At 37.4% G+C, this 25,216-nt stretch carries 27 protein-coding genes and 1 other RNA gene; 13 read left to right on the forward strand and 15 right to left on the reverse strand.

What is annotated here, in order from left to right; all coding sequences use genetic code 11:
* The 7 genes from CCAL_RS06980 to CCAL_RS07010 all read left to right on the forward strand — a co-directional run bounded on the left by CCAL_RS06980 (position 1) and on the right by CCAL_RS07010 (position 2,535).
* Positions 1-324: a hypothetical protein gene (locus tag CCAL_RS06980; RefSeq protein WP_172285115.1), complete on the forward strand. Its 324-nt coding sequence runs from the start codon at positions 1-3 to the stop codon at positions 322-324.
* Positions 309-812 carry a single-stranded DNA-binding protein gene (ssb, locus tag CCAL_RS06985; RefSeq protein ID WP_172285116.1) on the forward strand — a complete coding sequence of 168 codons (504 nt, stop codon included), beginning with the start codon at positions 309-311 and terminating at the stop codon, positions 810-812. Before CCAL_RS06980 ends, ssb begins: the two co-directional genes overlap by 16 nt.
* Before the next feature lie 131 nt (positions 813-943).
* Complete coding sequence (locus CCAL_RS06990; RefSeq protein WP_172285117.1) at positions 944-1,351, forward strand: YopX family protein; 408 nt, start codon at positions 944-946, stop codon at positions 1,349-1,351.
* The gene (locus CCAL_RS06995) at positions 1,344-1,592 is read left to right on the forward strand and encodes a hypothetical protein (RefSeq protein WP_170017055.1); all 249 of its coding nucleotides are present in this window, start codon (positions 1,344-1,346) and stop codon (positions 1,590-1,592) included. The genes CCAL_RS06990 and CCAL_RS06995 overlap by 8 nt, the downstream gene beginning before the upstream one ends.
* Positions 1,579-2,004 carry a hypothetical protein gene (locus tag CCAL_RS07000; RefSeq protein ID WP_172285009.1) on the forward strand — a complete coding sequence of 142 codons (426 nt, stop codon included), beginning with the start codon at positions 1,579-1,581 and terminating at the stop codon, positions 2,002-2,004. Before CCAL_RS06995 ends, CCAL_RS07000 begins: the two co-directional genes overlap by 14 nt.
* A complete protein-coding gene (locus tag CCAL_RS07005; RefSeq protein ID WP_170017053.1) occupies positions 2,001-2,204 on the forward strand; it encodes a hypothetical protein in 204 nt (67 codons plus the stop codon). The genes CCAL_RS07000 and CCAL_RS07005 overlap by 4 nt, the downstream gene beginning before the upstream one ends.
* Before the next feature lie 157 nt (positions 2,205-2,361).
* Positions 2,362-2,535, forward strand: a complete 174-nt coding sequence (locus tag CCAL_RS07010) for a helix-turn-helix transcriptional regulator (RefSeq protein ID WP_170017049.1) — start codon at positions 2,362-2,364, stop codon at positions 2,533-2,535.
* Here the strand turns inward: CCAL_RS07010 and CCAL_RS07015 are convergent.
* From CCAL_RS07015 to CCAL_RS07025, 3 genes are all read right to left on the reverse strand, one after another.
* Positions 2,521-3,720 carry a tyrosine-type recombinase/integrase gene (locus CCAL_RS07015; RefSeq protein WP_170017047.1) on the reverse strand — a complete coding sequence of 400 codons (1,200 nt, stop codon included), beginning with the start codon at positions 3,718-3,720 and terminating at the stop codon, positions 2,521-2,523. The genes CCAL_RS07010 and CCAL_RS07015 overlap by 15 nt on opposite strands.
* A 200-nt stretch (positions 3,721-3,920) precedes the next feature.
* Positions 3,921-4,279: a transfer-messenger RNA gene (ssrA, locus tag CCAL_RS07020) on the reverse strand.
* A gap of 40 nt (positions 4,280-4,319) precedes the next feature.
* Positions 4,320-4,724, reverse strand: a complete 405-nt coding sequence (locus CCAL_RS07025; protein WP_169937718.1) for an Hpt domain-containing protein — start codon at positions 4,722-4,724, stop codon at positions 4,320-4,322.
* A gap of 85 nt (positions 4,725-4,809) precedes the next feature.
* Here CCAL_RS07025 and panB point away from each other — a divergent pair, with 85 nt between their 5' ends.
* The 5 genes from panB (at position 4,810) to CCAL_RS07050 (ending at position 9,487) form a co-directional block, all read left to right on the forward strand.
* Positions 4,810-5,616 carry a 3-methyl-2-oxobutanoate hydroxymethyltransferase gene (gene panB, locus CCAL_RS07030; protein WP_170017153.1) on the forward strand — a complete coding sequence of 269 codons (807 nt, stop codon included), beginning with the start codon at positions 4,810-4,812 and terminating at the stop codon, positions 5,614-5,616.
* A gap of 26 nt (positions 5,617-5,642) precedes the next feature.
* Positions 5,643-6,671 carry a Holliday junction branch migration DNA helicase RuvB gene (gene ruvB, locus CCAL_RS07035; RefSeq protein WP_169937714.1) on the forward strand — a complete coding sequence of 343 codons (1,029 nt, stop codon included), beginning with the start codon at positions 5,643-5,645 and terminating at the stop codon, positions 6,669-6,671.
* 508 nt (positions 6,672-7,179) lie between these two features.
* Positions 7,180-8,220, forward strand: a complete 1,041-nt coding sequence (locus CCAL_RS07040) for an AI-2E family transporter (protein ID WP_170017155.1) — start codon at positions 7,180-7,182, stop codon at positions 8,218-8,220.
* 13 nt (positions 8,221-8,233) lie between these two features.
* Complete coding sequence (locus CCAL_RS07045; RefSeq protein WP_170017157.1) at positions 8,234-8,596, forward strand: HIT family protein; 363 nt, start codon at positions 8,234-8,236, stop codon at positions 8,594-8,596.
* A gap of 3 nt (positions 8,597-8,599) precedes the next feature.
* A complete protein-coding gene (locus CCAL_RS07050; protein ID WP_170017159.1) occupies positions 8,600-9,487 on the forward strand; it encodes a cache domain-containing protein in 888 nt (295 codons plus the stop codon).
* 6 nt (positions 9,488-9,493) lie between these two features.
* Here the strand turns inward: CCAL_RS07050 and CCAL_RS07055 are convergent, their stop codons facing one another.
* The 12 genes from CCAL_RS07055 to tupB all read right to left on the reverse strand — a co-directional run bounded on the left by CCAL_RS07055 (position 9,494) and on the right by tupB (position 24,212).
* Positions 9,494-10,603, reverse strand: coding sequence for a sensor histidine kinase (locus tag CCAL_RS07055; RefSeq protein WP_169937707.1), 1,110 nt, complete (start codon positions 10,601-10,603; stop codon positions 9,494-9,496).
* A complete protein-coding gene (locus CCAL_RS07060; RefSeq protein ID WP_169937705.1) occupies positions 10,596-11,255 on the reverse strand; it encodes a response regulator transcription factor in 660 nt (219 codons plus the stop codon). The genes CCAL_RS07055 and CCAL_RS07060 overlap by 8 nt, the downstream gene beginning before the upstream one ends.
* 60 nt (positions 11,256-11,315) lie before the next feature.
* Complete coding sequence (nrfD, locus tag CCAL_RS07065; RefSeq protein ID WP_169937703.1) at positions 11,316-12,290, reverse strand: NrfD/PsrC family molybdoenzyme membrane anchor subunit; 975 nt, start codon at positions 12,288-12,290, stop codon at positions 11,316-11,318.
* Positions 12,283-12,849 (reverse strand): 4Fe-4S dicluster domain-containing protein, encoded by a 567-nt coding sequence (locus CCAL_RS07070; protein WP_169937701.1) that lies wholly within the window; start codon positions 12,847-12,849, stop codon positions 12,283-12,285. Before CCAL_RS07070 ends, nrfD begins: the two co-directional genes overlap by 8 nt.
* 10 nt (positions 12,850-12,859) lie before the next feature.
* Positions 12,860-15,145: a thiosulfate reductase PhsA gene (gene phsA, locus CCAL_RS07075; protein ID WP_169937699.1), complete on the reverse strand. Its 2,286-nt coding sequence runs from the start codon at positions 15,143-15,145 to the stop codon at positions 12,860-12,862.
* 186 nt (positions 15,146-15,331) lie between these two features.
* Positions 15,332-16,675, reverse strand: coding sequence for an anaerobic C4-dicarboxylate transporter (locus CCAL_RS07080; protein ID WP_172285118.1), 1,344 nt, complete (start codon positions 16,673-16,675; stop codon positions 15,332-15,334).
* 95 nt (positions 16,676-16,770) lie between these two features.
* Positions 16,771-18,171 carry an aspartate ammonia-lyase gene (locus CCAL_RS07085; RefSeq protein WP_169937695.1) on the reverse strand — a complete coding sequence of 467 codons (1,401 nt, stop codon included), beginning with the start codon at positions 18,169-18,171 and terminating at the stop codon, positions 16,771-16,773.
* A 611-nt stretch (positions 18,172-18,782) separates the two neighbouring features.
* Entirely contained in the window at positions 18,783-20,372 is a 1,590-nt protein-coding gene (locus CCAL_RS07090) for an ABC-F family ATP-binding cassette domain-containing protein (protein ID WP_170017163.1), read from the reverse strand.
* Positions 20,373-20,491: 119 nt separating this feature from the next.
* The gene (locus CCAL_RS07095) at positions 20,492-21,706 is read right to left on the reverse strand and encodes a glucose-6-phosphate isomerase (RefSeq protein WP_170017165.1); all 1,215 of its coding nucleotides are present in this window, start codon (positions 21,704-21,706) and stop codon (positions 20,492-20,494) included.
* Positions 21,703-22,530, reverse strand: coding sequence for a UTP--glucose-1-phosphate uridylyltransferase GalU (galU, locus tag CCAL_RS07100; RefSeq protein WP_172285119.1), 828 nt, complete (start codon positions 22,528-22,530; stop codon positions 21,703-21,705). The genes CCAL_RS07095 and galU overlap by 4 nt, the downstream gene beginning before the upstream one ends.
* Positions 22,531-22,560: 30 nt before the next feature.
* Positions 22,561-23,523 (reverse strand): tungstate ABC transporter ATP-binding protein TupC, encoded by a 963-nt coding sequence (tupC, locus tag CCAL_RS07105; RefSeq protein WP_172285120.1) that lies wholly within the window; start codon positions 23,521-23,523, stop codon positions 22,561-22,563.
* Positions 23,520-24,212 (reverse strand): tungstate ABC transporter permease TupB, encoded by a 693-nt coding sequence (gene tupB, locus CCAL_RS07110; RefSeq protein WP_169937685.1) that lies wholly within the window; start codon positions 24,210-24,212, stop codon positions 23,520-23,522. The genes tupC and tupB overlap by 4 nt, the downstream gene beginning before the upstream one ends.
* Before the next feature lie 107 nt (positions 24,213-24,319).
* Here tupB and tupA point away from each other — a divergent pair, with 107 nt between their 5' ends.
* Entirely contained in the window at positions 24,320-25,138 is an 819-nt protein-coding gene (gene tupA / locus CCAL_RS07115) for a tungstate ABC transporter substrate-binding protein TupA (RefSeq protein WP_170017171.1), read from the forward strand.
* Positions 25,139-25,216 lie beyond the last annotated feature (78 nt).

Consider the following 25,216-nt stretch of genomic DNA (forward strand, 5'->3'; position numbering starts at 1 on the left):
GTGTTAATTTCATCAAAATTTAACCGCTTTATACACGGGGTTATTTTAAGCGAAATTAGGCGACTTAGGTATCTTGCTTTTAACGAGCACCGCATAGCGATCCGCCCGTTTTATTTGACCGACGAAACGCTAAAACAACTCTTAAAGCGGTTAGATTTTGATTATCCAAGAGAGAAAAACGGTGAACCATTAAGTTACACCAAGCTTAGGGAAGCGGACTTTTTAAGCCATATCGCCTTTTTAGAAACGATAATGGCGCAAAACGGCTACGAGCCAAAATATTTAGACGAATTAAAAAAGGAAAAATTATGTTTAACAAAATAATTCTAGTCGGTCATCTCACACGTGATATTGAGCTAAGATATACAAATAGCGGAAGTTGTATCGGCAACTCCGCCATAGCAGTAACGCGCAAATACACAAACGCACAAGGGCAAAGGGCGGAGGAAACCTGCTTTATCGATATAACGTTTTTCGGCAAGCAAGCCGAAATAGCTAATCAATACTTACAAAAAGGTTCAAAACTTTTAGTAGAGGGGCGATTAAAATTCGAGCAGTGGCAGGATAACTACGGCAATAACCGCTCCAAACACAAAGTAGATGTCGAAAATTTAGAAATGTTAGGCGATCCACAAAATCAAAACGGCGGAAGCTATAATCAAGGCGGATACGGCAATCAAAACAGCGGTTACGGGCAACAAAATCAAACTGCACGAACGCAACAGCGAAAAACCCCACCGCCGCAGCAGCAAGACGAATATTACGAAGCTGACGACGGCAAATACGACAATGACGATACTATCCCGTTTTGATTTACTTGATCGTTGTTTGACAATTCCCTTAAAATCGGTTTATTATGATTAGTGCAATGCCGATATTTAGGGAATTTGGTAATTAAAATTTGTTTGACAAGCAAATTTCGAAAAAACAAAAAAGGATAAAAATGAGAGAGATTAAGATTAAATATACATATTCAAACGGCAAAGACTTTATGCATAAGGACTTTACGATTGACGAAATAGAACAGGGCTGCCAATTTGATGAGATATGCGATACTCCGCTATTAAAAGACTATTTCTTTGTCACAAGAAGTTTATACACCGGGCTAAAAGACAAAAACGGCGTAGAGATTTATGAGGGAGATATTGTGAAATTTGACCCATCTGTTCAACCGCTAGATGGTATGCCGCAAGATGGCGAAGTCGGAGTTATAAAATACGTCCTAAATAGTTTTGTAGTTATTCCACAGAACGATTGCAATATTAATTATAACATTGATGAACTTGGCGATTGGGTAGTCATCGGCAATATCTATGGAAACAAAGAATTAATAGGGGCACAAAATGAGTAGTGAAACATGGACTATGCTATTTTTGATTTTATGTGTCTTGAGCTGGCTAGGTGGTAGTATGTATTCTACATATTGCGATTTTAAGCGAGAGGTTGCAAGTATAGAGCATAGAGCTCAATCAGACAGAGAATTTTTAGCCGTTATAGAAAAACGCTTTGCCATTTATGAGGAACACTTAAAAATGGCACTTGAGATAATTAAACTACAACAAGACAGGGATATAAACAATGAAAACAACTAAAGAGATGGTAGAAGTAATGCAAGCTTACGAGAGAGGCGAAGAGATAGAATTTAATGATATTGACCGCCCCGATGTTTGGTATGATTTAGACGATGAGCCGCAATGGGCGTGGGATTTAAACGATTACCGCATAAAGCAAAAAGAGCCTAAATTTAAAGACGGCGATCGTTTGGTTGAAAAAAGCGACGAAATCACAGCTGACCCGTGTGTATATACTTATAGCGTTTTTTTAGCTGGTAAAGACGATGGCTACGCTAAATTTGATGACGTCCTTTGGTACTGGGAATTTAAAATGAGTGACGGCTGGCATAAAAGCGAAAAGCGTATGACGAAAGCCGAAGCGGTAGCCTTTGTCGGCGAAGATGTAGAGATAGCTCCGCTGTATGGGCTGGGGTTTAGGTTGCCGCAATGAAAAAGACCGAATACCTATACGGCGTGCCGCTTAGCGAGCTACCAAACGCCGACGAGCATTTTAAGGCAAAAATAGAGTGCGGCAAAAAGCTTTTAAAAGAGCTTACCGCCGTGCCGTTTGACAAGCGCGACGATACGAGAATAGCAAAGGTCAGTAACGCGATAATGTTTAACGAAATGATATTAAGAGGCGAGATATGACATACGCTCAAGCAATAGCAGTCTTTAAAAATGCGGAAAAGCAAGACCAGAAAAGCTTTAACGCCCCAAGACAAATACGTCCGCGCAATATTGTGATAAAAGAGACTAACGTCAAATTAGAACAAATCTGGAAAAATAAACAAAGGAGCGATAAAAAATGAGTGACGATTTTTTAACGGCAAAAGAGGCGTGCAAAATTTTAAAATGCAATCTTGTAACGCTTTGGCGATACGTAAAAGACGGCAAAATAAAAAAGCACGTCATCACTAGAAAAAACGTAAGATATTCAAAAAATGAGATACAAGCGTATATCAGATCAGTTGTCGCTTAGGCTGTCTAAATAATCCGCCCACCACTGCATTAAAGTCCGCATATCGTTTAAATTTTCGGCTCTATTGTATGCTTGGCGGATTTTATCGGTGCCTTTGTGCGCCAAACACTTTTCTATGATGTCAGAGGGCATTTTATGCACCTCTCTCATCTCGTTAGCCGCGCTTGAAAACATAGCACGAAATCCATGCGCCACTAGCTCGTCTTTTGTGTAGCCTAAGCGTCTCAATGCTGCGTTTAGCGTATTTTCGCTCATCGCCCTTTCACCGCTTCGTAAGCTTGGAAATAAATACCTGCTATTTCCGCAAAATTTCTTATACTCACGCAACAGATCCGCCGCCTGCCTAGATAGCGGCAATTTAAACTGCTCTTTCATTTTCATTTTATCACTTGAAATTACCCACAACTTATTACTTAAGTCAAATTCCGACCACTCCGCGCTACGTATATTAAACGGACGAACCGCTGTTAAAACGCCTAATTTTAGCGCCGTTTTTGTCTTGATGTCTCCTTGATAGCCGTCAATAGACAGCATCAGTCCTTTAATATCATTCGGGCTTGTTAGCGTCGGAAAATTCCTTGTCTTTTTTGTTTTAAACGTGTATTTAAAATTTATATCGGCTACCACGTTGTGCGTGATAAGCTGATAACTAAGCGCATATCTAAAAATTTGATTAAATAGTATAAATATTCTCTTGATAGTCTCAATACGCCCCGATTTTTCTATGATTTTTAAAACGTCTATTATCTCAACGGCGCTTATAGTATGTATCAGTCTATTGCCAAGATACGGCACAATATGCTTATTTAAAAGTAAAATTTGGCGTTTATGATACTCTGGTGTTATAGCTTCGCTTTTTACTTCTAGCCATTTTAAGGCGATTTGCTCTAAAGTGCTTTGTGTTTGTTTTTTTACGATAAGCGGATCATTGCCGTCTTTTATCTGCCGAATAAGCTCAAAACGCTTATTTCTTGCCTCTGCTAAACTCAATTCTGGGTAATTGCCTAGAGCAATACGGCGAATTTTATTTGTCAGTGGGCTTTTATATTCAAAGGCAAATAGTTTTTTGCCGGTCGGCTTCACGATTAAGAATAAATTCTGTCCGTCAGACTTTTTATAAATTTTATCTTTTGGCTTTAATGCCTTTATTGCAGTATCGGTTAGCGGAGCGTTGATCTTTGGCATAGCGTATCCTTTTTTTACGGACTTGTTTTTACGGATTTTTAAAAGTCCGTCATATTGTCCGTTAAAATTGCTTAAAACCATATAAAATCATTGGAATCTATTTAAATTTATTTAAATAAAAAAGTATATTAAAATAGCGATAAAATCGTTGTAAAATGTAATTTATTTAAAGGGTTTTAAAGTGATTTAAATAGTCTAAATGGTGGAAGCGAGGGGGATCGAACCCCTGTCCAAAAACAAAACAACCGCAGCCTCTACATGTTTAGCAAAAGTGAAAGTTTCATCTAGCAAGGCTCACTTTCCAAAACCAAAAGCTAGACTAAGACAAGGTTTCGACTCTCAGCTCGTCAAACTGCTAGCCTACACTATCTGGATTACTCGCGGACTCTTTTAGATAGTATCAAAAAGCGCAAGGCTCAACTGAACTTACGCAGCTTTAGCGTAAGCAGGAGCGAAATTAACGTTATTTGCGTTTAAATTTAATTTGAGCTTTTTACGCTTTGCTCAAAGCGACATGCCACCACGACCATCCTGCTCCTGTCGAAGCCAAGTCGCTCCCGTAAAGAGATTAGCCCAGTATTTTACAGCTTTTTAAATTTTTAGTCAAGCTGCGAAGGTATATCGATTATATTTGGATTGAGAACACTAAAATACTCAGCATCACCTTCTATATCGTTTTTGTATTTTGCAAATTGATCACTAACAAGCAAAAGCCAATCAATAAAACTATCATTTGCGGGTCCTTGCAAACTCCTAGCCTCCTCGCAGACATCTTCGGCAAGCGTGGTAAGTTTTAAAACAGGATCGATATGCATATAACCTGCGGCGGATTTGATATTATGAAAAATTCTAAAAAGTTCATCGATGTTGTTTTTAAATTTGTCCTCGCGTGATAAATTTACGATTAAAGGCTCCATTAGATCACACATCAACGAATAATGCGATAAAAATTCCTCAACAATATCATAAGAAAAGTCCACTTCAAGTCTTTTTAGCATACCCATTTTTACATCCTTAGCATAGGTTGATATGAATTGTAACAAAATTTTGATAAAATTAAATAATTTTTGTTAATATTTGGAGAATTTAATGACCGCTAACACAAAAAAAATAACAGTCACCGATATACAAAAGAAAAAAAACAAAGAGCCAATAGTTGCTATAACGGCTTATGATGCACTTTTTGCAAAAATCTTTGATGAAGCGGCGGATATCATTCTTGTCGGAGATAGCTTAAATATGAGCTTTAACAACAAGCAAGACACCTTAAGTATCGGTATAAACGAGATGATATATCACACAAATGCCGTATGTGCGGGCGCAAAACAAGCACTTATCATAACCGATATGCCATTTGGTAGCTACACAAATGAGGATATGGCATTAAAAAATGCAGTTAAAATTTTCAAAAAAACAAAAGCAGATGCAGTTAAATTAGAAGGCGGGCTAAGAGTGGCAAACACCATCAAACGCCTTTGCGATGAAGGCATAAGCGTATGCGGACATATCGGGCTAATGCCTCAATTCGTGAGATTTGAAGGTGGCTATAGCGTCAAAGGTCGCGATCCAAAAACCGCTCAAAATTTAATCAACGACGCAAGAGCGCTAGAGGCAGCCGGGGTGTTTGCCATCGTGCTTGAAGGAGTTGTTTCCGATGTTGCGCAAGCAGTTAGCAAAAGCGTAAATGTACCGATAATCGGCATAGGTTCAGGGAACCAAGTAGATGGGCAAATTTTAGTTTGGTCTGATATGCTTGGCTTTTTTGATAAATTTAAACCAAAATTTGTAAAACGCTACCTAGATGGCGCCAATTTGATCAAAAATGCCGTTCAAAACTATGCTGATGAAGTAAAAAGCAGAGCCTTCCCAAACGAAGAATTTGAGTATAAAAACTAAAAATAAAATTTAAAATAGAAGATGAAATGGATAGAATAGTAGAAATAGAAAAGATAAATTTCGAAAGCGAATACGAGGTTTCACTCCGTCCGTCGGTATTTGATGATTATATCGGGCAAGAAAAGATCAAGCAAAATTTAAACGTCTTCATAAAAGCTGCCAAAAAGCGTGGTGAGTGCTTAGATCATGTGCTTTTTTACGGACCTCCCGGGCTTGGAAAGACGACCTTAGCTCACATCATCGCAAACGAAATGGGAGTAAGTATAAAAATGACCGCCGCCCCGATGATAGAAAAAAGTGGCGATCTAGCAGCGATACTTACAAACCTACAAGAGGGCGACGTGCTTTTTATAGATGAAATTCATCGCCTAAGTCCAGCCATAGAAGAAGTGCTATATCCTGCGATGGAAGACTTTCGTCTTGACATTATCATAGGTTCGGGACCGGCTGCTCAAACGATAAAGATAGACTTACCAAAATTTACCCTCATCGGAGCTACAACGCGTGCGGGCATGATCTCCGCACCTTTGCGCGATCGCTTTGGTATGGACTTTCGTCTTCAGTTTTATACGCCGTCAGAACTATCTCGTATCGTAGAAATCGCCTCTGCAAAACTAGGCAAAGAGTGCAACATAAAGGCATCTTTGGAAATAGCCAAGCGCTCACGCGGAACACCGCGTATCGCTTTAAGACTATTAAAACGAATTCGCGACTTTGCCGAAGTAAACGATGAAAATTTCATCTCACATGAGCGAAGCAAAGAGGCGCTTGACGCACTTGGTGTAAACTCTCTTGGCTTTGACGAAATGGACATAAAATACCTAGAAATTTTACTAGAAGCAAAGCGCAGACCTCTAGGACTAAGTACGATAGCCGCAGCAATGAGCGAAGATGAGGGGACAGTTGAGGACGTACTTGAACCATACTTGCTAGCAAACGGATATATCGAGCGAACTGCTCGTGGCAGGATCGCCTCAGCAAAGGCATATGATGTGTTTAAAATTTCGCCGCCAAGCGATCTAAAAGCTAGCGAGAAAACACTATTTAATGAGTGAGCATTTCTCACTCAAAAGTTAGATAAAATTAATCCCAACTATTAACCCAAAGCTTCATGTTTTTGTATAAACTACTACTTTAATATGTCCACCTGACATCAAATAAACCATTCTCACTCACTCAGCTTGGCATGGTATTGTTTTTTATTTTATTTATCATTTTGAGGTTAATTTATTTAAAGCTTCTGTAATATTTTCATTATTTGCGCCGGTTTTACCTAGCAAATTTACCAAAAACCACCATAGAACTCCTACTTTCATAAAGCAATTTCGCATCGTCCGTAAACGGATAAAACTCGCTCATTTCTTCTCCTTTGTAAATTTAACTTATTTTACTCCTCATCACTTAATCACCCATAAAAAGAAGACATGCAAACAAACTGTTACACTAAACGTATAATACACAGCAAGATAGCAAACGCGAAATGTTATGAAATATTTAATACAAAATTGACCGTGGATTATTTGATATTATTTGCTATAATATTGTCTTTTAGCAAGGAAAGCAATGAATAGTCGCATATTTTTTGGATTTTTAGTATTTTTTGCACTCTCTTTAGTGCTTTATCTATTTAAACCATTTTTGTTAAATATCTTTATCGCCATGCTTTTGGCGGTCGCAACATCAAACATAAACGTCAAATTTCTAACCATTACAAAAAACAAAAGAACTCTATCGGCTTCGCTTACGACGATAGTTTTGTTCTTGTTGTTCATAGCGCCTTTGCTTTATGCAGTTATAAAAATAACCAAGCATGCAGCAGGCTTTGACATAGATAATATCACGACGACTATCGACTACATAAAAAATTACGACTTCAAGCTCCCTGGCGCACTTTCGTTTTTAGAGCCAAATTTCAAGGAATTTATAAACGAATTTGACATCAAAACACTCTTTACTCAACTCATATCAAACCTTACAAATTTAGGTAAAACCAGCATTAAATTTATAGCCGATATAATTGTTATACTTGTGTTTTTCTTTTTTTGCAACCTTTATGGAAGCGAGCTTGTTGCGTATTTAAAAAATGCTCTTCCGTTAGAAAAATACGACACACAGTATGTCTTAAGCGAGGTAGCAAACGTAATGAGCGTCGTATCATACTCAACCATAGCAAATATGATAATACAAGGTTTTTTGTTTGCTATTATCACTATGATATACGGATATGATGGCTTTTTGACGGGAATTTTATTTGCTTTTGCGTCACTTGTGCCAGTCATCGGCGGTCTTTTAGCATGGGGTCCGCTAAGCCTTTACGAGTTTGCAAACGGTAATGTTTCTGCAGCGATCGTGATCGCCATTTATACGATCGTAGTTATATCAATCATCGCAGATACCTTCTTAAAGCCTCTCGTGATAAAATTTATTAACTCTCGTTTGGTTAAAATTCCAACTCAAATAAACGAACTTTTGATATTTTTTGCAATGATCGCGGGACTTACTACATTTGGCTTTTGGGGCGTGATACTTGGTCCTGCTATCGTTACGTTTTTTATGTCCGTTATAAAACTTTACACTCTACTTAGAGAGAGATCATTTGTATAATTGAGGAGAAGACATGGTATTTGAAGATGAATTTATAAAAGTAGAACGCGAAGAAAACGAGCTTCCTTGGGTTAAAATTTTTACCAAATTCCCATACCGAGAGCTTAGTGAATGCGACAAAAAAACTCGTGCAAGACTTTTTGAAGCGATGTTAATAACCGAAAAAACTATGCTTGAGTTTTATAATCCAACAAAAATAAACATCGCAAGCTTTGGCAACTATGTCCCTCACGTGCACATACACGTCATAGCACGTTTTGAAGACGACGTATTTTTCCCAGAAAGCGTTTGGGGCAAGAAACAACGCGAAAGCAAGTTAAATTTAGCCAAATTTGATGACTTTGCAAAAATTTTAAGCGATAGCTTAAAAGGATGATTGTTGCAAGATAAAAAAAATGCCATAATCTCCGTCACGCTTATCGTAAGCCTAGTAGTTTGCACCATACTTTACAATCTATACTCACAGTATCTAAAAGAGCGTAAAGAAGAGAGTATAAAGGTTTATTTCGACTATCAGATCAAACAACTTAACAAAAACATAGAAGACGCAAAACTATCATCGCTGGCACTTGCTATCATCTTAAGCAAAAACGACGCGATACAAGAGTGTTTTACGAGCAACGACAGAACAAAGTGCTTGCAAGATGTTGAGGAGATAATAAACACCTTCGGCACGGTTTCCGTATATAAAAATTTACGTCTTCATCTGCATACAAAAGACTTAAGAAGCTATGTTAGAAGCTGGGATACAAAGCTTTATGGAGATAAACTTACTCACTTTAGACACCTCATCAGCGAGTCAGCAAAGCAAAAACGACCAATGACAGGGATAGAAGTCGGCATGGCTGGAGTTAAGATCCGCTCCATATCAGGAGTAATGGTAGGCGAGCAAAATGTTGGCACGATAGAGGTTATGCTTGATTTTGAGTACATGGGAGAGTTTTTTAAAGAACAAGGTATCGATCTTTTTGTGCTTTTAGATAAGGACCAAGCCATAAGCAAACAAGGCATAAGAAACGCAAATTTACTTAGCAAATACTATATCGAAAATTTAAATACCGCAAATTTAAATATACTTGAAATTTTACGCGATATAGACTTTGATCAAAATGACTTCATAAGATATAAGAAGCATTATTTTAGTGTCGTGCCACTTATGGATGCTAGCTCAAAGCGTATAGGATATTACGTGCTTCATATCAACAAAGATGAAAAAGAGCGCAACCTATCACAAAACTACATCCCAGACAACGAGTTCTTGTTTTAAATGTTATCAATCTGAAATTTGAAAATAATAATAAAAAGTGCTTCCCTCTTTAGGGACGCTTTTTACTTCGTATTTTATATCTTCCTTGTTACAAATTTCACTCACGATATTTAGCCCCAGACCAAAACCGCCTCGCACCTCGTCTTCTCTTACATAACGCTTCCAGATACGCTTTGTATCTTTAATACCATCACCAAAATCCTGAACACTAAGCACGGCCTCTTCGCCGTTTGATCTTAAATTTATTATCACCCTGCTATCTTGAGGACTGTATTTTATAGCATTTGTAATGGTGTTGTCGATTATCCTTTGAGCTGCAAGTTTGCTGATATTGACAAAAATTTTTTCTTCTAAATTTGGAACAAGCATGATATGTTTTGACTGGGCAACGCTATTTAAAAACAAAATTCTTTCATGTATATATAAGCCAAGGTCAATCCGCTCTTTTGGAAATTTTATATATCCGCGTTTGATGTAAAACTCGACATCTTCGTATGTTATTTGCATTTGTTTTAGGGCATTTTTGATACGATTTGTGTATTTGTTATCCATGCCAAGCATTTCAAGGTTCATACCTGCTACGCCAAGAGGTGTTTTTAGCTCATGCATGGCATCGTTAAAGAAGTTACTCATGTATCTTTGAACATCTTTGTATGGCTTTACACTACCAAGATAGCTCATATAAAGTATAAAAAATACCATAACCAAGGCAACAGTAAGCATAAGAGCGGTTAAGAAAACCATACGTTTGTTGCTTTGCTCTTGGGTTACTATGATATAGTAAAGCTTTTTATCCTTAAAGAAAAAACTCTTATAAAATAAAAATTTACCTTGCTCAAGCACAACAAATTTAAAATTTTCAGGTCTTACACTAAGGGTAGAAACGATCGGGTTAAAATCAGCATCATAAATAGCGTATTTAAATATAAGAGAAGTTGGCATCTCTTTGTTGTTTAAAAACAGTGTTCGTATTTGTTTTTCGTATTTAAGTAAGCTAAAAAGATTTTTTGAAGTCTCATCTTTTTGGCTTAATCCCAAAATAACCAAACTTTGAAATACAAATAACGCCATAATGACGATAGTGGCTAAAATGGGAATTTTAAAGCTTTTATCCATTTATTTTATAGCCGACTCGTCTTTTTGATGTTATAAATTCATTTGATGTTTTTTGACGAATTTTAAGAACATGCATCCTTATATCAGCGCCGTCTATCTCTTTGTCGCCCCAGACAAACTCACGCAACTCATCCATGCTTACATACATGTTTAGATGAGATACTAAGCACTCAACAAGGTCAGTCTCTTTAGCACTTAAGTCTATTAAAGCCCCATCTTTTTGCAAAACTCTTTTGCTTGTATTAAACTCAAATCCCCCATTTAGCTTAATTACATTTTTATCATCGACACTATAATACTTCCTCATAAGCTCGGCAACTCTAAATTTAAGCTCAGCTAGCTCAAACGGCTTTTTTAAATACTCATTACAGCCAAGCTCGTAGCCTATCGCCATATCATCGATATCAACAAGCGATGTTGTGATCATTATAGGCGTGTTTAAATTTAAATTTTTTATGTATTTTATAACCTCATGTCCGCTTATCTTTGGAACTTTTATATCAAGGATAAAAAGATGATAAAAGTTGCTAGCTATCAGATCACAAGCTTTTTGACCGTCACTAGCGCAATCAACATCATATCCAAGCATTTGCAAATACTCACAAACACTCTCTTGAAACTGTATGTCATCTTCTAAAAGTAAAATCTTCAACACAAACCTTTGCTCTTTAAATTTAAAGGAGCGTTTGTATAAAACAAACGCTCATGTTGCTCATGCACCGGTAAAAATTTGACCTGCATAAACAATGTAATATCTTAGCAAAATTACGCCACATATTACAAGTAAAGTATTTAAAAGTATTGCAGTTGGTTTATATGCATGACCTTTTAATACGGTAAGATCTATCACGATAGGCAAAACAAGCCCCATACCTACAACACCAAACCAGAAAATCCCTGCTAAAGCGCCGCTTCCTAAAGCTTGAACAGCAACAACCTCACTGCTACCGCCCTTTGAAAACATAAGAGCAAATAAAGCACCAAGCAAGGCTATCTCACAAACTATCGCAAAAAGGTCAAATTTTAATAAGCCTGCCACAACATGTTGGTCGATATTATCTTTAAAAAAGACCATACCACAAATAACGCTTGCAGCTATACCAGAGCTAAATCCTGAAACTAAAAATAGTATAGGAAGCACAGGGGTGTCCCATAGTGGAAGTTTGCTTATCGCACTTAGCAAAAAGCCCGTATATACGCCAACTCCTATAGCTAGGACGAAAAGTAAAATTTCCATTAATTTTACAAGACCTGACTTTAAAACTAAATTTGAAAGACTCTCTAAGATAGATATATTGCTTGCTTTTATTTGCGGTGCAAATGCAACTAACAAATAAATAAACGCAAGAGGCGTATAAAGCAAAAGCAAAGCAACACCTATAGACATAACTGAAGCAAAGTTATATTTTATAAGTATCCAGTAAAAACTAAGAGGCTTACCAAGGTCAAGCACCAAAAGTGCAAGTCCCACACAAATAGTTATAGGTGCTATTATCGCAGCTGCCTTAAAACAACCGTCAAATTTAGAAGATGATGAAATTTTATCAAGCTCTATACCCTTCCATCTAAGAAATAACGCAACTATCATCGCACCTGCACTAAGACCCGCCAAAAATAAATACACCGCGATCGGCCAAGGCCAATAAATTTCATTATATTGAGCCATACTTCCCCACATATTATTCATTGTTTCCTCCTTTGCGGTTAGCTATCATTCCAAGCTGTGGTCTTGTTTTAAATTCCTCTTTAGGAAGATAGACTTTTTTCTCTTTCATGATTTTTGAAACTTCAGAATTTTCATCGTTTAGATCGCCAAATGTAAGAGCATCTGTCGGACAAACTGTAACGCAAGCCGGCTGCTCGCCTTTTGAAAGGCGTGTTTCATAGCAAAATGTACACTTACCTATCTCACCTGTTTGCGGCTCAACAAAACGAGCATCATAAGGACAGGCCAGGATGCAGTATTTACAGCTAACACATGTGCGATGATCAAGCAGTGTAATGCCTTCTGCCGTTTTAAAACTAGCTCCCGTAGGACATACCGTAACGCAAGGACTATCTTCACACATAACGCAGCTGTGGCGTAAAAAATCCATCTTTAAATTTGGAAACGTTCCTGTCATTTTTGCATGCACTTGCAAGCGATAAACTCCGCTTGGAACGTTGTTTTCGCTTCTGCATGCAACCGAACAGCCTTGACAGCCGATGCATAAATTTTCATCATGTATCATAAAGTATTTTTTCATCATCTCCCCCTTACGCCTTAATAATATCCACGCCAACATTTGTTATCATCGTGGCTGCCACCGGACCCTCTTCCGGATTTAAAAGTCTGCTTTGGTTTGTTCCGTCGCCGTCTGTACGAGTCATGCCAGGCGTTGTATGACCAAATCCGTGATAAACGAACAACGTATCTTCTCTTATGCCCTCAGTCAGCATAACTTTACCTTTGTCTTTGCCAAATTTATTCTGCAAGATAACTTTATCTCCATCTTTTAGTCCTTTTCTTGCTGCAGTTTTTGGATGTATCCAGATCGGAGCTTCACTCATCATATCATTTAAGAAAGGAACGTTTTGCGTATGTCCGTTTGTATGTATAGGTGTTTTTCCACTCATCAAGCAAAGCTCATGACCGCCAAATACATCCATATCTAGCGTATTTAAGCAACCATACCCAGGGAACTGAGCCTCTACTTCCTCGCTAAATAGCTCTATCTTGCCACTCTTTGTTTTAAGTTTAGCCATACCGTCCATAAGACCGTTTTCATCTACAAATTGAGCTGCGCTTGGATATTTTTCAACGAATTTAGCAACAGAACCTTTTTCTCTATATAAAATTCCAGGTACTTTCCAGGTCACATAACCGTCTTTTTCAAGGGCAGCTAAAAGGTCTACATTGCCCTTTACTTGTTGCATACGCCACTCTCTGATGTCGTTCCATTTGTATAGTTCGTCTATTTTCATTTTGCGCGCAAGCTCTCTGAAAATTTCAGCGCCACTCTTTGTATCGCCGATAGGCTCGACTATTTTATTTCTTATCATATATGCAGGCTTTTGACCTGATTTATCCTCTATACCCTCATCTCTTTCAAGATAAGTGCTCTCAGGTAAAACCACATCCGCATAAGTTGCCATATCGTTTAGGTAAACATCACTTACTACGATAAAGTCAAGTTTTTTCATAGCATCTATCGTTTTTTGCGTACCGGCAACGTTTATTAGGTGGTTAAATCGTATATTAAACCAGCCTTTTACAGGATAAGGTTTGTCTGTTAAAATTGCGTCAGGAATATCCATCAAAACACCGTGTTGGCGGCTAACAAATTTATGTTTTCCATCCTCACCCGCAAAGTCAACCCTTGTTCCTTTTGGCACTTTAAAGTCTTTATCTGGGTTTGTTATCTCGGGGATTTCATTTAGTCCTGTTAATTTGTTATATGTTTTTGCATTTTTACCACCAAAAAGACCGCCTTTAACTTCCCAGTTGCCCATCATAGCATTTGCAGTCATAATGGCTCTTGTTCTCATGTATTCGGCTCTTGTAGTTGTAGTTTTGTGTCCAAAGTCAATGATAACGCGAGGTGCTGCAGCCCAAATTTCAGCCGCTATACGCTCAACTGTTGCAGCAGGTATGCCAGTGATACTTTCTTGCCACTGTGGAGTAGTATCTTTTGCCGCCTCTACGACCTTATCAAAGCCTATAGTAAATTTCTCTATAAATTCTTTATTATAAGTATCATTTTTAATCCATGTATTAATAAGCGCCATAACAAAAGCCAGGTCAGTTCCCGGTTTTACAGGTAGCCATTCGTCTGCTTTTGAAGCAACAACACTAAATCTAGGCTCGAGAACTACAAGCTTTGTATCTTTTTGGTCCGCAAATTTCGCAAGCTTTTTAGCATCTGATATAACTATGCCTTCAAATAAATTGTGTCCGAAGTTTACAATGTATTTTGCGTTGCTAAAGTCACGTTTTAACTTCGCGTCACCATACATGTGAGTACAAACCATTTGGTATGTTATCGGACAGTTTGAAAAGTGAGAAAAGCAGTTTGGCGAACCATAGCTTGAAGCAAAATTTACCATCAACTTATGTGTTTGACAGCTTTTACAGGTAAACACAAAGCTTTGCGGTCCGTATTTATCTTTAATCTCTTGCATTTTAGTTGCAACTAGATCTAACGCCTCATCCCAACTAGCTTCACGCCATTTGCCTTCGCCTCTTTCGCCAACGCGTATTAAAGGCTTAACTATACGTTGCGGATCGTAAAGCTGAGAGTGTCCAGAGCCACCTCTAGCACATACTGAAGTTCCTGTTCCGGACGCTTTGTGGTTACCTTGTATAAAAACGTTTTTACCGTCTACCACGCGTCCTTCGATAGGACATCGTGAAGAGCACATTTCACAGAAGCTAGGAGTAAAACTCTCGCTTCCTTTTAATGCTTTAGCACCAACCGCCCCTAGACTGCCAGGTGTAAAACAGGTTGCTAAAACACCCGCTCCAGCGCTTGTTTTTAAAAAATCTCGTCTTGATTTATTCATCTTCTCCTCCTTAGACTTCAGTATTATTTTACAATAATTTCGTAAAAATAGAGTAAAATTTTACTTAAAGATAAAATTTAGTTTCTAAGATTTATATTAAATGGGAGAAAATGTAAAAAATGTTACATTTTATTCTATTAAAAGGAAGAATAATCGGTTAAGATTTCTCTTAACCGATTTTAGTTTTTATAAAAGCACAGGTGCAACAAGGAAGCCCAAAGCAACTGATATTGCTACCATTATAGTACCTGGAACAAAGAATGAGTGGTTAAATACAAATTTACCGACTTTTGTTGTTCCTGTGTCGTCCATAGCGATAGCGCCAAGTGTTGTTGGGTAAGTTGGAAGCACGAATAAGCCTGAAACAGCTGCGAAAGAAGCAACTAAGATCCAAACGTGTTGTGCATTCTCAGGACTTGTCATACCAAGAGCAACGGCAACAGCAGGCATCATAACGCGAGTTGTTGCAGCTTGTGAGTATAGCAAGCAGCTTAGGAAGTAAAGTACCACAGCTAGGATAAATGGATACTGGACAACCACATCCTTAGCTACCTCTTTAATGCTTTCAATGTGTCCGTTAACAAATGTCGTTCCAAGCCATGCGATACCGATGATACATATACAAGCGTTCATACCGCTTTGGAATGTACTAGTTGAAAGTAATTTACCAGTTTCAACTTTACATAAAACAACGATAGCAAAACCGATAGTAAGCATAAAGCTGATGATGGCATTATCACGTGTTAAGATTGGATTTTCGATAAGACCAACACTTTTTGAGATCGCAAGCGCATAAGCAACGATAATCAAAACACCAACACCAAATATCGCAACTGATCTTTTTGCATAAGGGTTTAGCTCTTTATACTCAACATTTTTTACCTCTTCAACAAGACCTTTTGCAAGTCTTTCTTGATAGATAGGATCTTTTGAAAGATCAAGATCGTAAAATTTGTTTACAAAAAATGCAGTTACAACCATAGCAATGAAAGTTGTAGAAATACATATAAATAAAAGTATAGGATAGCTAACACCCAAAGGCTCACAAACGCCTGTCATTGCAACAAATGCTGCTGAGATAGGGCTAGCAGTAATTGCTACTTGGCTTGAAACAACAGCAAGTGCAAGTGGTGCGCTTGGTTTGATGTTTTGACCTTTTGCAACCTCAGTAATAACAGGAAGCATAGAAAACGCAGTGTGTCCGGTACCAGCAAATATAGTTAGTAAATATGTAACTATTGGTGCTAGGTAGTTGATTTGTTTTGGGTTCTTACGTAAAATTTTAGAAGCTACTTGAACCAAAAAGTCAAGACCACCCGCAACTTGCATAGCAGTAATTGCAGAGATAACAGAAGCAATAATAAGGATAACATCCATAGGGATGCCCTTCATCTCAACTTTCATACCAAGCATAGCTAGTATAATGATACCTAAACCGCCGGCATAACCGACACCCATACCACCAAGCTTAACGCCTAGGTAGATGCCTCCGAACAGGACTATAATCTGCAAAATCAGCATTATATCCATAACGAAACTCCTTTTGTTAAATTTTGTCTTTAAAAAAATTTTTTAAGAACATTTGGTTGAATTTTGACATATTCAACCAAATACTTATCTTAAATTTATTTGCCCATGCTTGGATTTAGCATATTTTTTGGCTCAAGAATCTTATCGATCTCTTCTTTAGTTAAATATCCTCTTTCTAAGCAGATATCACCTACGGCTTTGCCTGTTTGTAAAGCTTCTTTAGCAATAGATGCTGATTTTTCATAACCAATATAAGGGTTAAACGCTGTAACTATACCTACAGAGCCTAGTACTGATTTTAAGCAAGCTTCAGGATTTGCAGTAAGTTTTTTGATAGCTTTTTCAGACAATGTTTTCATTGCGTTTTCAAGGATTGTAATAGAGTTAAATAATCCATAAGCTATACCTGGCTCAAACGCATTTAGTTCAAATTCTCCTCTCTCACTGCAAAGCATTATAGTTACGTCATTACCGATAACTTCATAGCAAGCCTCGCCTACCACTTCAGCAATAACCGGATTTACTTTACCAGGCATGATTGAACTACCAGGTTGCATTTGAGGTAGATTGATCTCACCTAAACCGCATCTTGGACCTGAGTTCATTAATCTTAAATCGTTTGCGATCTTACTTAGTCTAACAGCAGCTGTTTTTAGAGCACCGCTTACATGAACAAAATCTCCTGTATCTTGTGTAGCAGCGATAAAATCTTCAGCCGGTTTAAAATCAACCCCCGTAATAGCGCTTAACTTTTTCTCAACTACGAATTTATAGTCAGGGTGGCAGTTAATGCCAGTTCCTATCGCAGTAGCACCCATGTTTAGATGAGTTAAAGTTTCGCGAGCAGCTGTGATTTTAGCGATATCGCTTTTAATATAGCTTGCAAACGCGTTAAAGGTATTACCAAGTGTTGTAGGAACAGCATCTTCAAGCTCTGTTCTACCCATTTTGATTATGTCTTTAAAGTCTTTTGCTTTTATTTCAAGCTCAGTCTTTAACTCTTCCATGGCTTTAAGAAGATCGCCAAGTTTGGCATGCGCAGCTACTTTTATTGAACTCGGATAAGCATCATTTGTGCTTTGACCAAGGTTGGTGTGATCGTTTGGATGTAGGTATTGATACTCACCTTTTTTATGACCCATTAGCTCAAGTGCAATGTTTGTGATAACCTCATTTGCGTTCATATTTGTAGATGTTCCAGCGCCACCTTGTATCATATCAACTACAAATTGGTCAAGATATTTACCTGCAATTATCTCATCGCAAGCTTTAGCTATAGCATCGGCCTTATCGGCATCCAAAACACCAACCTCTTTGTTAGCTAGTGCAGCTGCTTTTTTTATCTGAGCAAATGCTTTTACAAAAAACGGATAATCCTTAAGAGTTCTACCGCTCATATGAAAATTCTCAAGCGCTCTGAAAGTCTGCACACCGTAATAAACGCTGTCGTCTATCTCTAGCTCACCAATGAAGTCGTGTTCTTTTCTTGTTCCCATCATTTCTCCTTTAAGAAAATTGTTAGTGAAACTATATCTCTTTTTTTAATTTTTTAAATTAATTTGGATTTTATTTTTTAAACTTTCTTCAAAAATCTCATTTAATCGCACTTTTGGTTAATACTAAAAATATAATTTAAGTTAAAATTTATATTTTTGATTGACAAAAAATGATATTTTTTTAAAATGTTATTTTTTTATTATTAAAATATTGCGTATTTTCTCATATATCTACCATGCTTTTTAAGCTTAGAGCATGATTTTTTGATAATTTTTATCCAAAATAGTATTAAAAGTTTTATAAATTTTATGCAGAAATTCTAAATTTTGGCGCTTTTTATGATAATTTTCATTTTTGCCTTATCCTAGAAAATATTGTTTAAGACTTCTCTTACAAAATTTTTAAAATTTAGCTAATTTTTAGAAAAATATTATATCCATTTACTTTTATGAGAGCAAAATGTGTTAAATTTATCCCATTATAACCACAAACAGTAGCTTTATATAAAGATTTAAACATAAAACTTAAGTAAAAAAATTATATATGAATATTAAAAAGAAGAGGATGGCCCGACTTTATAAAATTTGTCGGGTCGAAATTTATAATAATTTTAAGCGTCTAATCCTAAGCTCGTGCGGTATTCTTCATAACTTCCACGGAAATCAACAACTTCGCCATTACCTTTTAGGTGCAAAATTCTATTTGCAAAAGCGTCAATTAACTCTCTATCGTGACTTACACAGATAACAGAACCGCTAAAATTATAAAAAGCTTCACCAAGAGCGATGATAGCTTCAAGGTCAAGATGGTTGTTTGGCTCATCCATGATCATCAAATTTGGCTTGTGTAGCATAAGCTGAGAAAGGCGAACGCGATGTTTTTCGCCGCCACTTAGCGTGCCTACAGCCTTTTCTTGATCGGCGCCGCTAAAAAGCATCCTACCAAGGCATTTGCGAATTTCATCTATGTCTTTGTTTTTTGCATCCTGCAGATATTCATATAGTTTTAGATCGCCATCAATCTTATTTACCGTATCTTGCGCAAAGCATCCTAGCTCAATGGTAGCACCGATATGGACGGTTCCACTGTCTGGTGCTAGCTCACCAGTAATGATCTTACAAAGCGTGGTTTTGCCTACGCCGTTGTGTCCTATAATAGCTACTTTATCGCCCTTTTCTAGTTTGAAATTTAAATTCTCAAAAATAACCTTATCATCAAATTTCTTTGAAATTCCACTTAGCTCGATAAGCTCATTTCCTATCTCACGATTTGCACGGAACAAAATGCTAGGATCGCGACGACTAGAGACCGCTATCTCTTGAATGTCAAGCTTTGCCAGCTGCTTTGCACGACTTGTTGCCTGACGAGCTTTTGAGGCATTTGCGGAGAAACGAGCGATAAATTTTTCAAGCTCCTCTTTCTCTTTTAGCTTTTTATCACGCTCCATCTCATGTTGTTTAGCTATCAAATTTGCAGCCATATACCATTCATCGTAGTTACCGGTAAATTCGCGAATTTTCTTAAAATCAACATCAAGGATATGCGTGCAAACACGGTTTAGAAAGTGACGATCGTGGCTGATAACTACAAGCGTTCCTTCGTGGCGGTTCAACTCGTTTTCAAGCCAAGCGATAGCATCGATGTCAAGGTTATTTGTAGGTTCGTCAAGAAACAAAATATCAGGCTTTGGAAACAACACTTGTGCCAAAAGCACTTTTACTTTATCTGAGTTTTCAACCTCGCTCATAAGTTTATCAAATTCATTTAGTCCAAGCGAACTTAAAATTTTCTCGATACGCGTTTCATACTCATAAGTCGGGTCTTCTTCTGCGGAAATGATCTCAAGCTCACTCAAGCGATCATTGATCTCATCCGTAAATTCCTCGCTCATATAAAGCTTTTCTTTCTCTCTTACTGCGTCATAAAGGCGTTTGTTGCCGTAAAGCACAGCATCTTTTAACGTAAAATTTTCAAAAGCAAACTGATCTTGACCAAGAACTCCGACACGAAGTCCATTTTCAATTACTATCTCGCCGCTACTTGCTTCTATATCACCGCTTAAAATTTTTAAAAATGTCGATTTACCTGCGCCATTTGCTCCGATAAGTCCATATCTGTTTTGGCGCTTTAACACCAAATTTACATCTTCAAAAAGCAAACTGCTAGCAAAACGCTGCGTAAGTCCCTTAACTTCAAGCATATTTATCCTTAGTGAATTTTTTAAATTTTATATTTTGCCAAAATGTTGATTAAAATTTGATAACTGGCATTTTTAGACTACTTACGAAATATTTTTATATATTTTAATGTAAGTAAAATTTATTTCTTGAGCATGGTTTTTAATATACGCTTGCCTATCTCAACGCCAGGCTGATCGTATGTATTAACACCAAGCATTACTCCCACGGCTGAAGTTAAAAGCTCATAGTAAAATATCAAAAATCCGACATGTCTCTCATCAAGCCTATCAAGCTCTAAAATATCCACACTTAAACCTTCTTGCACAAGAGCCATGGCTGTTGCGTCACACTGGGCGTTTAAAAGCCTATTTAGACTAAGTCCCGCAACAAAGTCACACTCCTCAAGTCCTTTTAAACTAATGCCAGGAACAGCCACCTCGGTACTTTCACAAATTTTGATAAAAGTTACGGTTTTATCCTTGATGCCATCCATGATAAGCTGTAAAAAACTATGTTGATCACTTGAGCCAATAAGTCCGATAGGAGTTCTGCCGACACGTTTGAAGCCTTTTTTCTTTCCAAGGCTTTCAGCCCAAAGCTGAACATACCAGTCGTTGAATTCACGAAATCTATCGCAATAACCAAAGACAACATTTATATGGGCGTTTCTGTGAATTGCGTAGTGGTACGCCTTTGCCATTAGACTTGTATCGTTTTTGTCTATGTAACGACTTTTGCATTCCAACGCCCCTTCTAAAAGCTCTTTTATGTCATATCCGCAAAGCGCCAAAGGAACAAGCCCAATAGCACTTAAAACACTAAACCTGCCACCTACATTTTGTGGGATATTAAACACTTTTATAGAGTTATTTTTTGCAAATTCTTCTAAATTTGTTCCAGAATCTGTTATTATCAAGAAATTTTTGCTTAAATTTTTAGGTTTAAATTCGTCCAAAATGCACTTAAATATCGTGATGGTTTCGATCGTATTGCCTGATTTTGAACTTACGATAAACAAAGTTTCTTCAAATTTTATATCATCCATGACCGCTTTGTAGCTTTGAGGGTCAACATTGTCAAGGACATACAATTGGCGTTTTTGCTTTTTTGACTTAAGCATGGATCTTATAGCTTTAACCCCAAGAGAGCTTCCTCCGATACCTACTAATACAATGTTTTTAATATAAGATAAACTTTTTTCATATACATAAATTTCATCAACCGTCTTAAGCCCCGTTGATGGCAGATGATAGTATCCTATCTGACCGTTTTTATATTCGTCATTTATGCGTGCAGCATAAGCGTCTATCGTAGTTGAATCTATTAAGTTAAATCTAAATATATTTTTTATCATTTTTTATACTCTTTTGCATAAAAGAAGTTTGTAGCCTCCATGAAGCCATCTATACTACCGCAATCAAAACGTCTACCTTTAAATTTATATGCCAAAACCATACCCTGCTTTGCCTGAGTTTTTAACGCGTCAGTTATCTGAATTTCACCGTTTTTACCAGGCTTTGTATGCTCTAAAATATCAAAAATATCAGGAGTTAATATATATCTACCAATAATTGCCAAATTTGTCGGTGCTTCGCTAGGATCCGGTTTTTCAACCATATCATCAACCATAAGCAAATCATCTTCTATAAATCTACCGCTTACCACGCCGTAACTTTTGGTTTGCTCTCTTTCAACTTCCATAACGGCAACGATAGAGCAGCGATACCGCTCATAAATTCTCATCATCTGCGACAAGACGTTTTCGCCATCTTCATTTATACAAAGGTCATCTGCCAAAATCACACCAAAAGCCTCGTCACGAACTAAGGTTTTACCGGTATATATGGCATGACCAAGACCTCTCATCTCATTTTGGCGAGTAAAAGAAAAAGTGCATGAGCCCATTATTTTTCTAATGTCAGTTAATAGCGGTTCTTTACTAGTGCCTGCTATTTGATGTTCTAACTCGTAGCTTATATCAAAATAATCCTCCAAAGCACGTTTTCCACGTCCCACTACAAACGCCATATTATCCATGCCCGACTCAAGTGCCTCTTCTACTCCGTAATGAACAAGAGGTTTTGTAATAATAGGGAGCATCTCTTTTGGCAAGGATTTTGTCGCAGGTAAAAATCTAGTTCCGTATCCTGCCGCCGGAAATAAACAAGTTTGTAGCATTTGTGTCCTTTGAAAATTTGCGTTATTTTATCACTCGATGGCTAAAAAAGCACTTTGAGGAACGTTAAATTTTACTCTTTTTCCGGTGGCAAGCTCTTCACTTTTTAGCCTATTGGAACCAACTATACACTTTAGTAAAAAATCCCCCGCCTTTATCTTGATAAGCGACTTGTTGCCAAAATAAAGTGAAACAGAGTGCAAAATTCCCTCAAATTTAGCATTTTCTTCGTTTATGGTTATTAAATTTTGATTTATCGCGATCTTTTGTGCATCTTTTAACTCTTGTGGCAAAAACAATGAAAAATCCCCAAAATTTATGGCTCCGTCTTTTGCATCGAAAATATTTTTAAGCTCAAATTCACTAACCCTACCGTTATGCAAAAATATATTCTCGTCGCTTATTGCGCTTAACCATTTTTCATCATGGCTGGCGATGATGAAATTTGAGTCGTGTTGCTCTTTTACATACTCTATCGCTTTACTAAAAAGCCTCGAAGTTCCCATATCCACGGCATTTGTCGGCTCATCAAGTAAATTTAACCGAGCCCGCAACGACAACAAAAGTGCAAAGGCTATGCGTTTATTTTGCCCTGAGCTAAGTTCAAAGTGAGCCTTATCTAAAAAACTCTCGTCAAGCCCGACAAGCTCAAGCACTTCAGGTACTATAGCATTAAATTTAGCTTCCTGATTTCTACTTCTTAAAGCGAATTTAAAGTTCTCCCTTACACTTCTTTTTAGCAAGCTAGGCTCGGGGAGTAAGACTGCTATTTGCTTAAGCTCGCCAAGACTCATCTTGTTAAGCTCTTTATCCCAAATTTTTATACTTCCCTCGCTTGGCTTTAAAAGTCCAGAAATACACTTTATAAGAGTGCTTTTACCACTTCCGTTAAAGCCAGAAAGTGCAGTAGTTTGACTTGTGCTTATATCTAAATTTTTTATATCAAGAGCGGTAAAATTTTTATAATCAAGCTTTAAATTTCGTATCTTTATCATCTATCAAGCCTTTTTAAAGCATGAATAAGCAAATTTACCAAAAATGCAATACTAATTAAAACAAGCGCCAAGGCTATGCCCATATTAAACTCGCCTTTGCTTGTTTCAAGAGATATGGCGGTTGTGATAGTGCGAGTAAAGTATTTGATGTTGCCGCCTATCAACATGGCAACTCCAACCTCTGCGACTATGCGTCCATAAGCCGTAGCAACAACAACCATAAGCGAATAACGAAGCTCATAAAGCACACAAAAGGCAAGTTGTGCAGGGCTTAAACGATATGAAAGTATGCTTAGATAGTGCCTTTCATCCATATTTTCAACCACACTTGAGCTTAGCGAAACGATAATAGGAAGAGCTAGAACAAACTGCCCTAGCATTACAGCCTTTAAGGTAAAAAGTAGTTCAAGATCTCCTAGTGGACCGTTGCGAGTGATAAAAGCATAGATAATAAGCCCAACCGCAACCGTAGGCATGGCAAGCATTGTGTCGCTAAGTAGCTTTAAAGCCTTTGCAAACTTAAATTTATAAAAACCAAGAGCAAAACCAAGCGGGAGTCCAACCAAAAGTGCCGCTACTATCGACACACTAGAGCTTTTTAACGTGGCAAATATAGCTGAATACGTCGATTCGTCTCCGCTAAAAAGTAGCCCAAAAGCCCCCCTAATCCCTTCAAGTATAAAATCCAAAAAATAACCTTTGTGATTTAAAATATTTTATGTAAAAAATGCATATTAAATTTAACTTTTTATGCTATTATAGCATATTTTTAATACCAAATCTTAAGGAGAATTCTATGAAGAAAATACTTTTAAGTTCTATGCTTCTTGCATCTGCCATGTTTGCCGCAGACACCGACCTAACTATGGCAACCACAACAAGCACGGCAGATACGGGCTTGCTTGATGCGATAGTGCCTGTTTATAAGGCAAAAACAGGGGTTGATCTAAAATTTACTGCAGTAGGAACAGGAGCTGCTTTAAAAATGGGTCGAAACTGTGACGTTGACGTGCTTTTCGTGCACTCTCCAAAAGCTGAAAAAGAATTCATAGAAAAGGGATATGGCGTAGAAAGAAAAGCTGTTATGTATAACGACTTTGTTTTAATCGCCGATAAATCAATCGCCGATAAATTTAAAGACAAAGATCTAAAGAGTGCGTTTGAGATGATAAAAGCTCAAAATATCAAATTCTTCTCACGTGGCGACAAATCAGGCACGGACAATAAAGAAAAAGGTATTTGGAAAAGCATACTTGGTGAAGTACCTGAAAAAGACGGCTTTTACTCACAAACAGGTCAAGGCATGATAGCTACCATTAACATCGCGGCAGAGCAAAAAGGCGTTACGTTTACAGATCGCGGAACATACATCAAATACGAAGCAAACGCCAAAGGCAACCCTGATCTAGTTATCGTAAATGAAGGAGACAAAGCGCTTAAAAACTTCTACTCAGTTATCTCTGTAAGCCCTAAACACTGTCCTAAAACAGATATAGAAAATGCAGATAAATTTGGCAACTGGATAATCAGCGAAGAGGGACAAAAATTCATAGGCGAATTTAAGCTAATGGATAAACAACTTTTCACTCCGGACGCAGCAACTAGAAAGAACTGATCTTTACAAAACAGAAATTTCTTAAATTTTACATCAAAAAGCTTTCGCCTTGAAATTTAGTTTCACTACGATCCAAAT

Source organism: Campylobacter sp. RM6914 (assembly GCF_004803835.1).
GTDB classification, from domain to species: Bacteria; Campylobacterota; Campylobacteria; order Campylobacterales; family Campylobacteraceae; genus Campylobacter_A; species Campylobacter_A californiensis.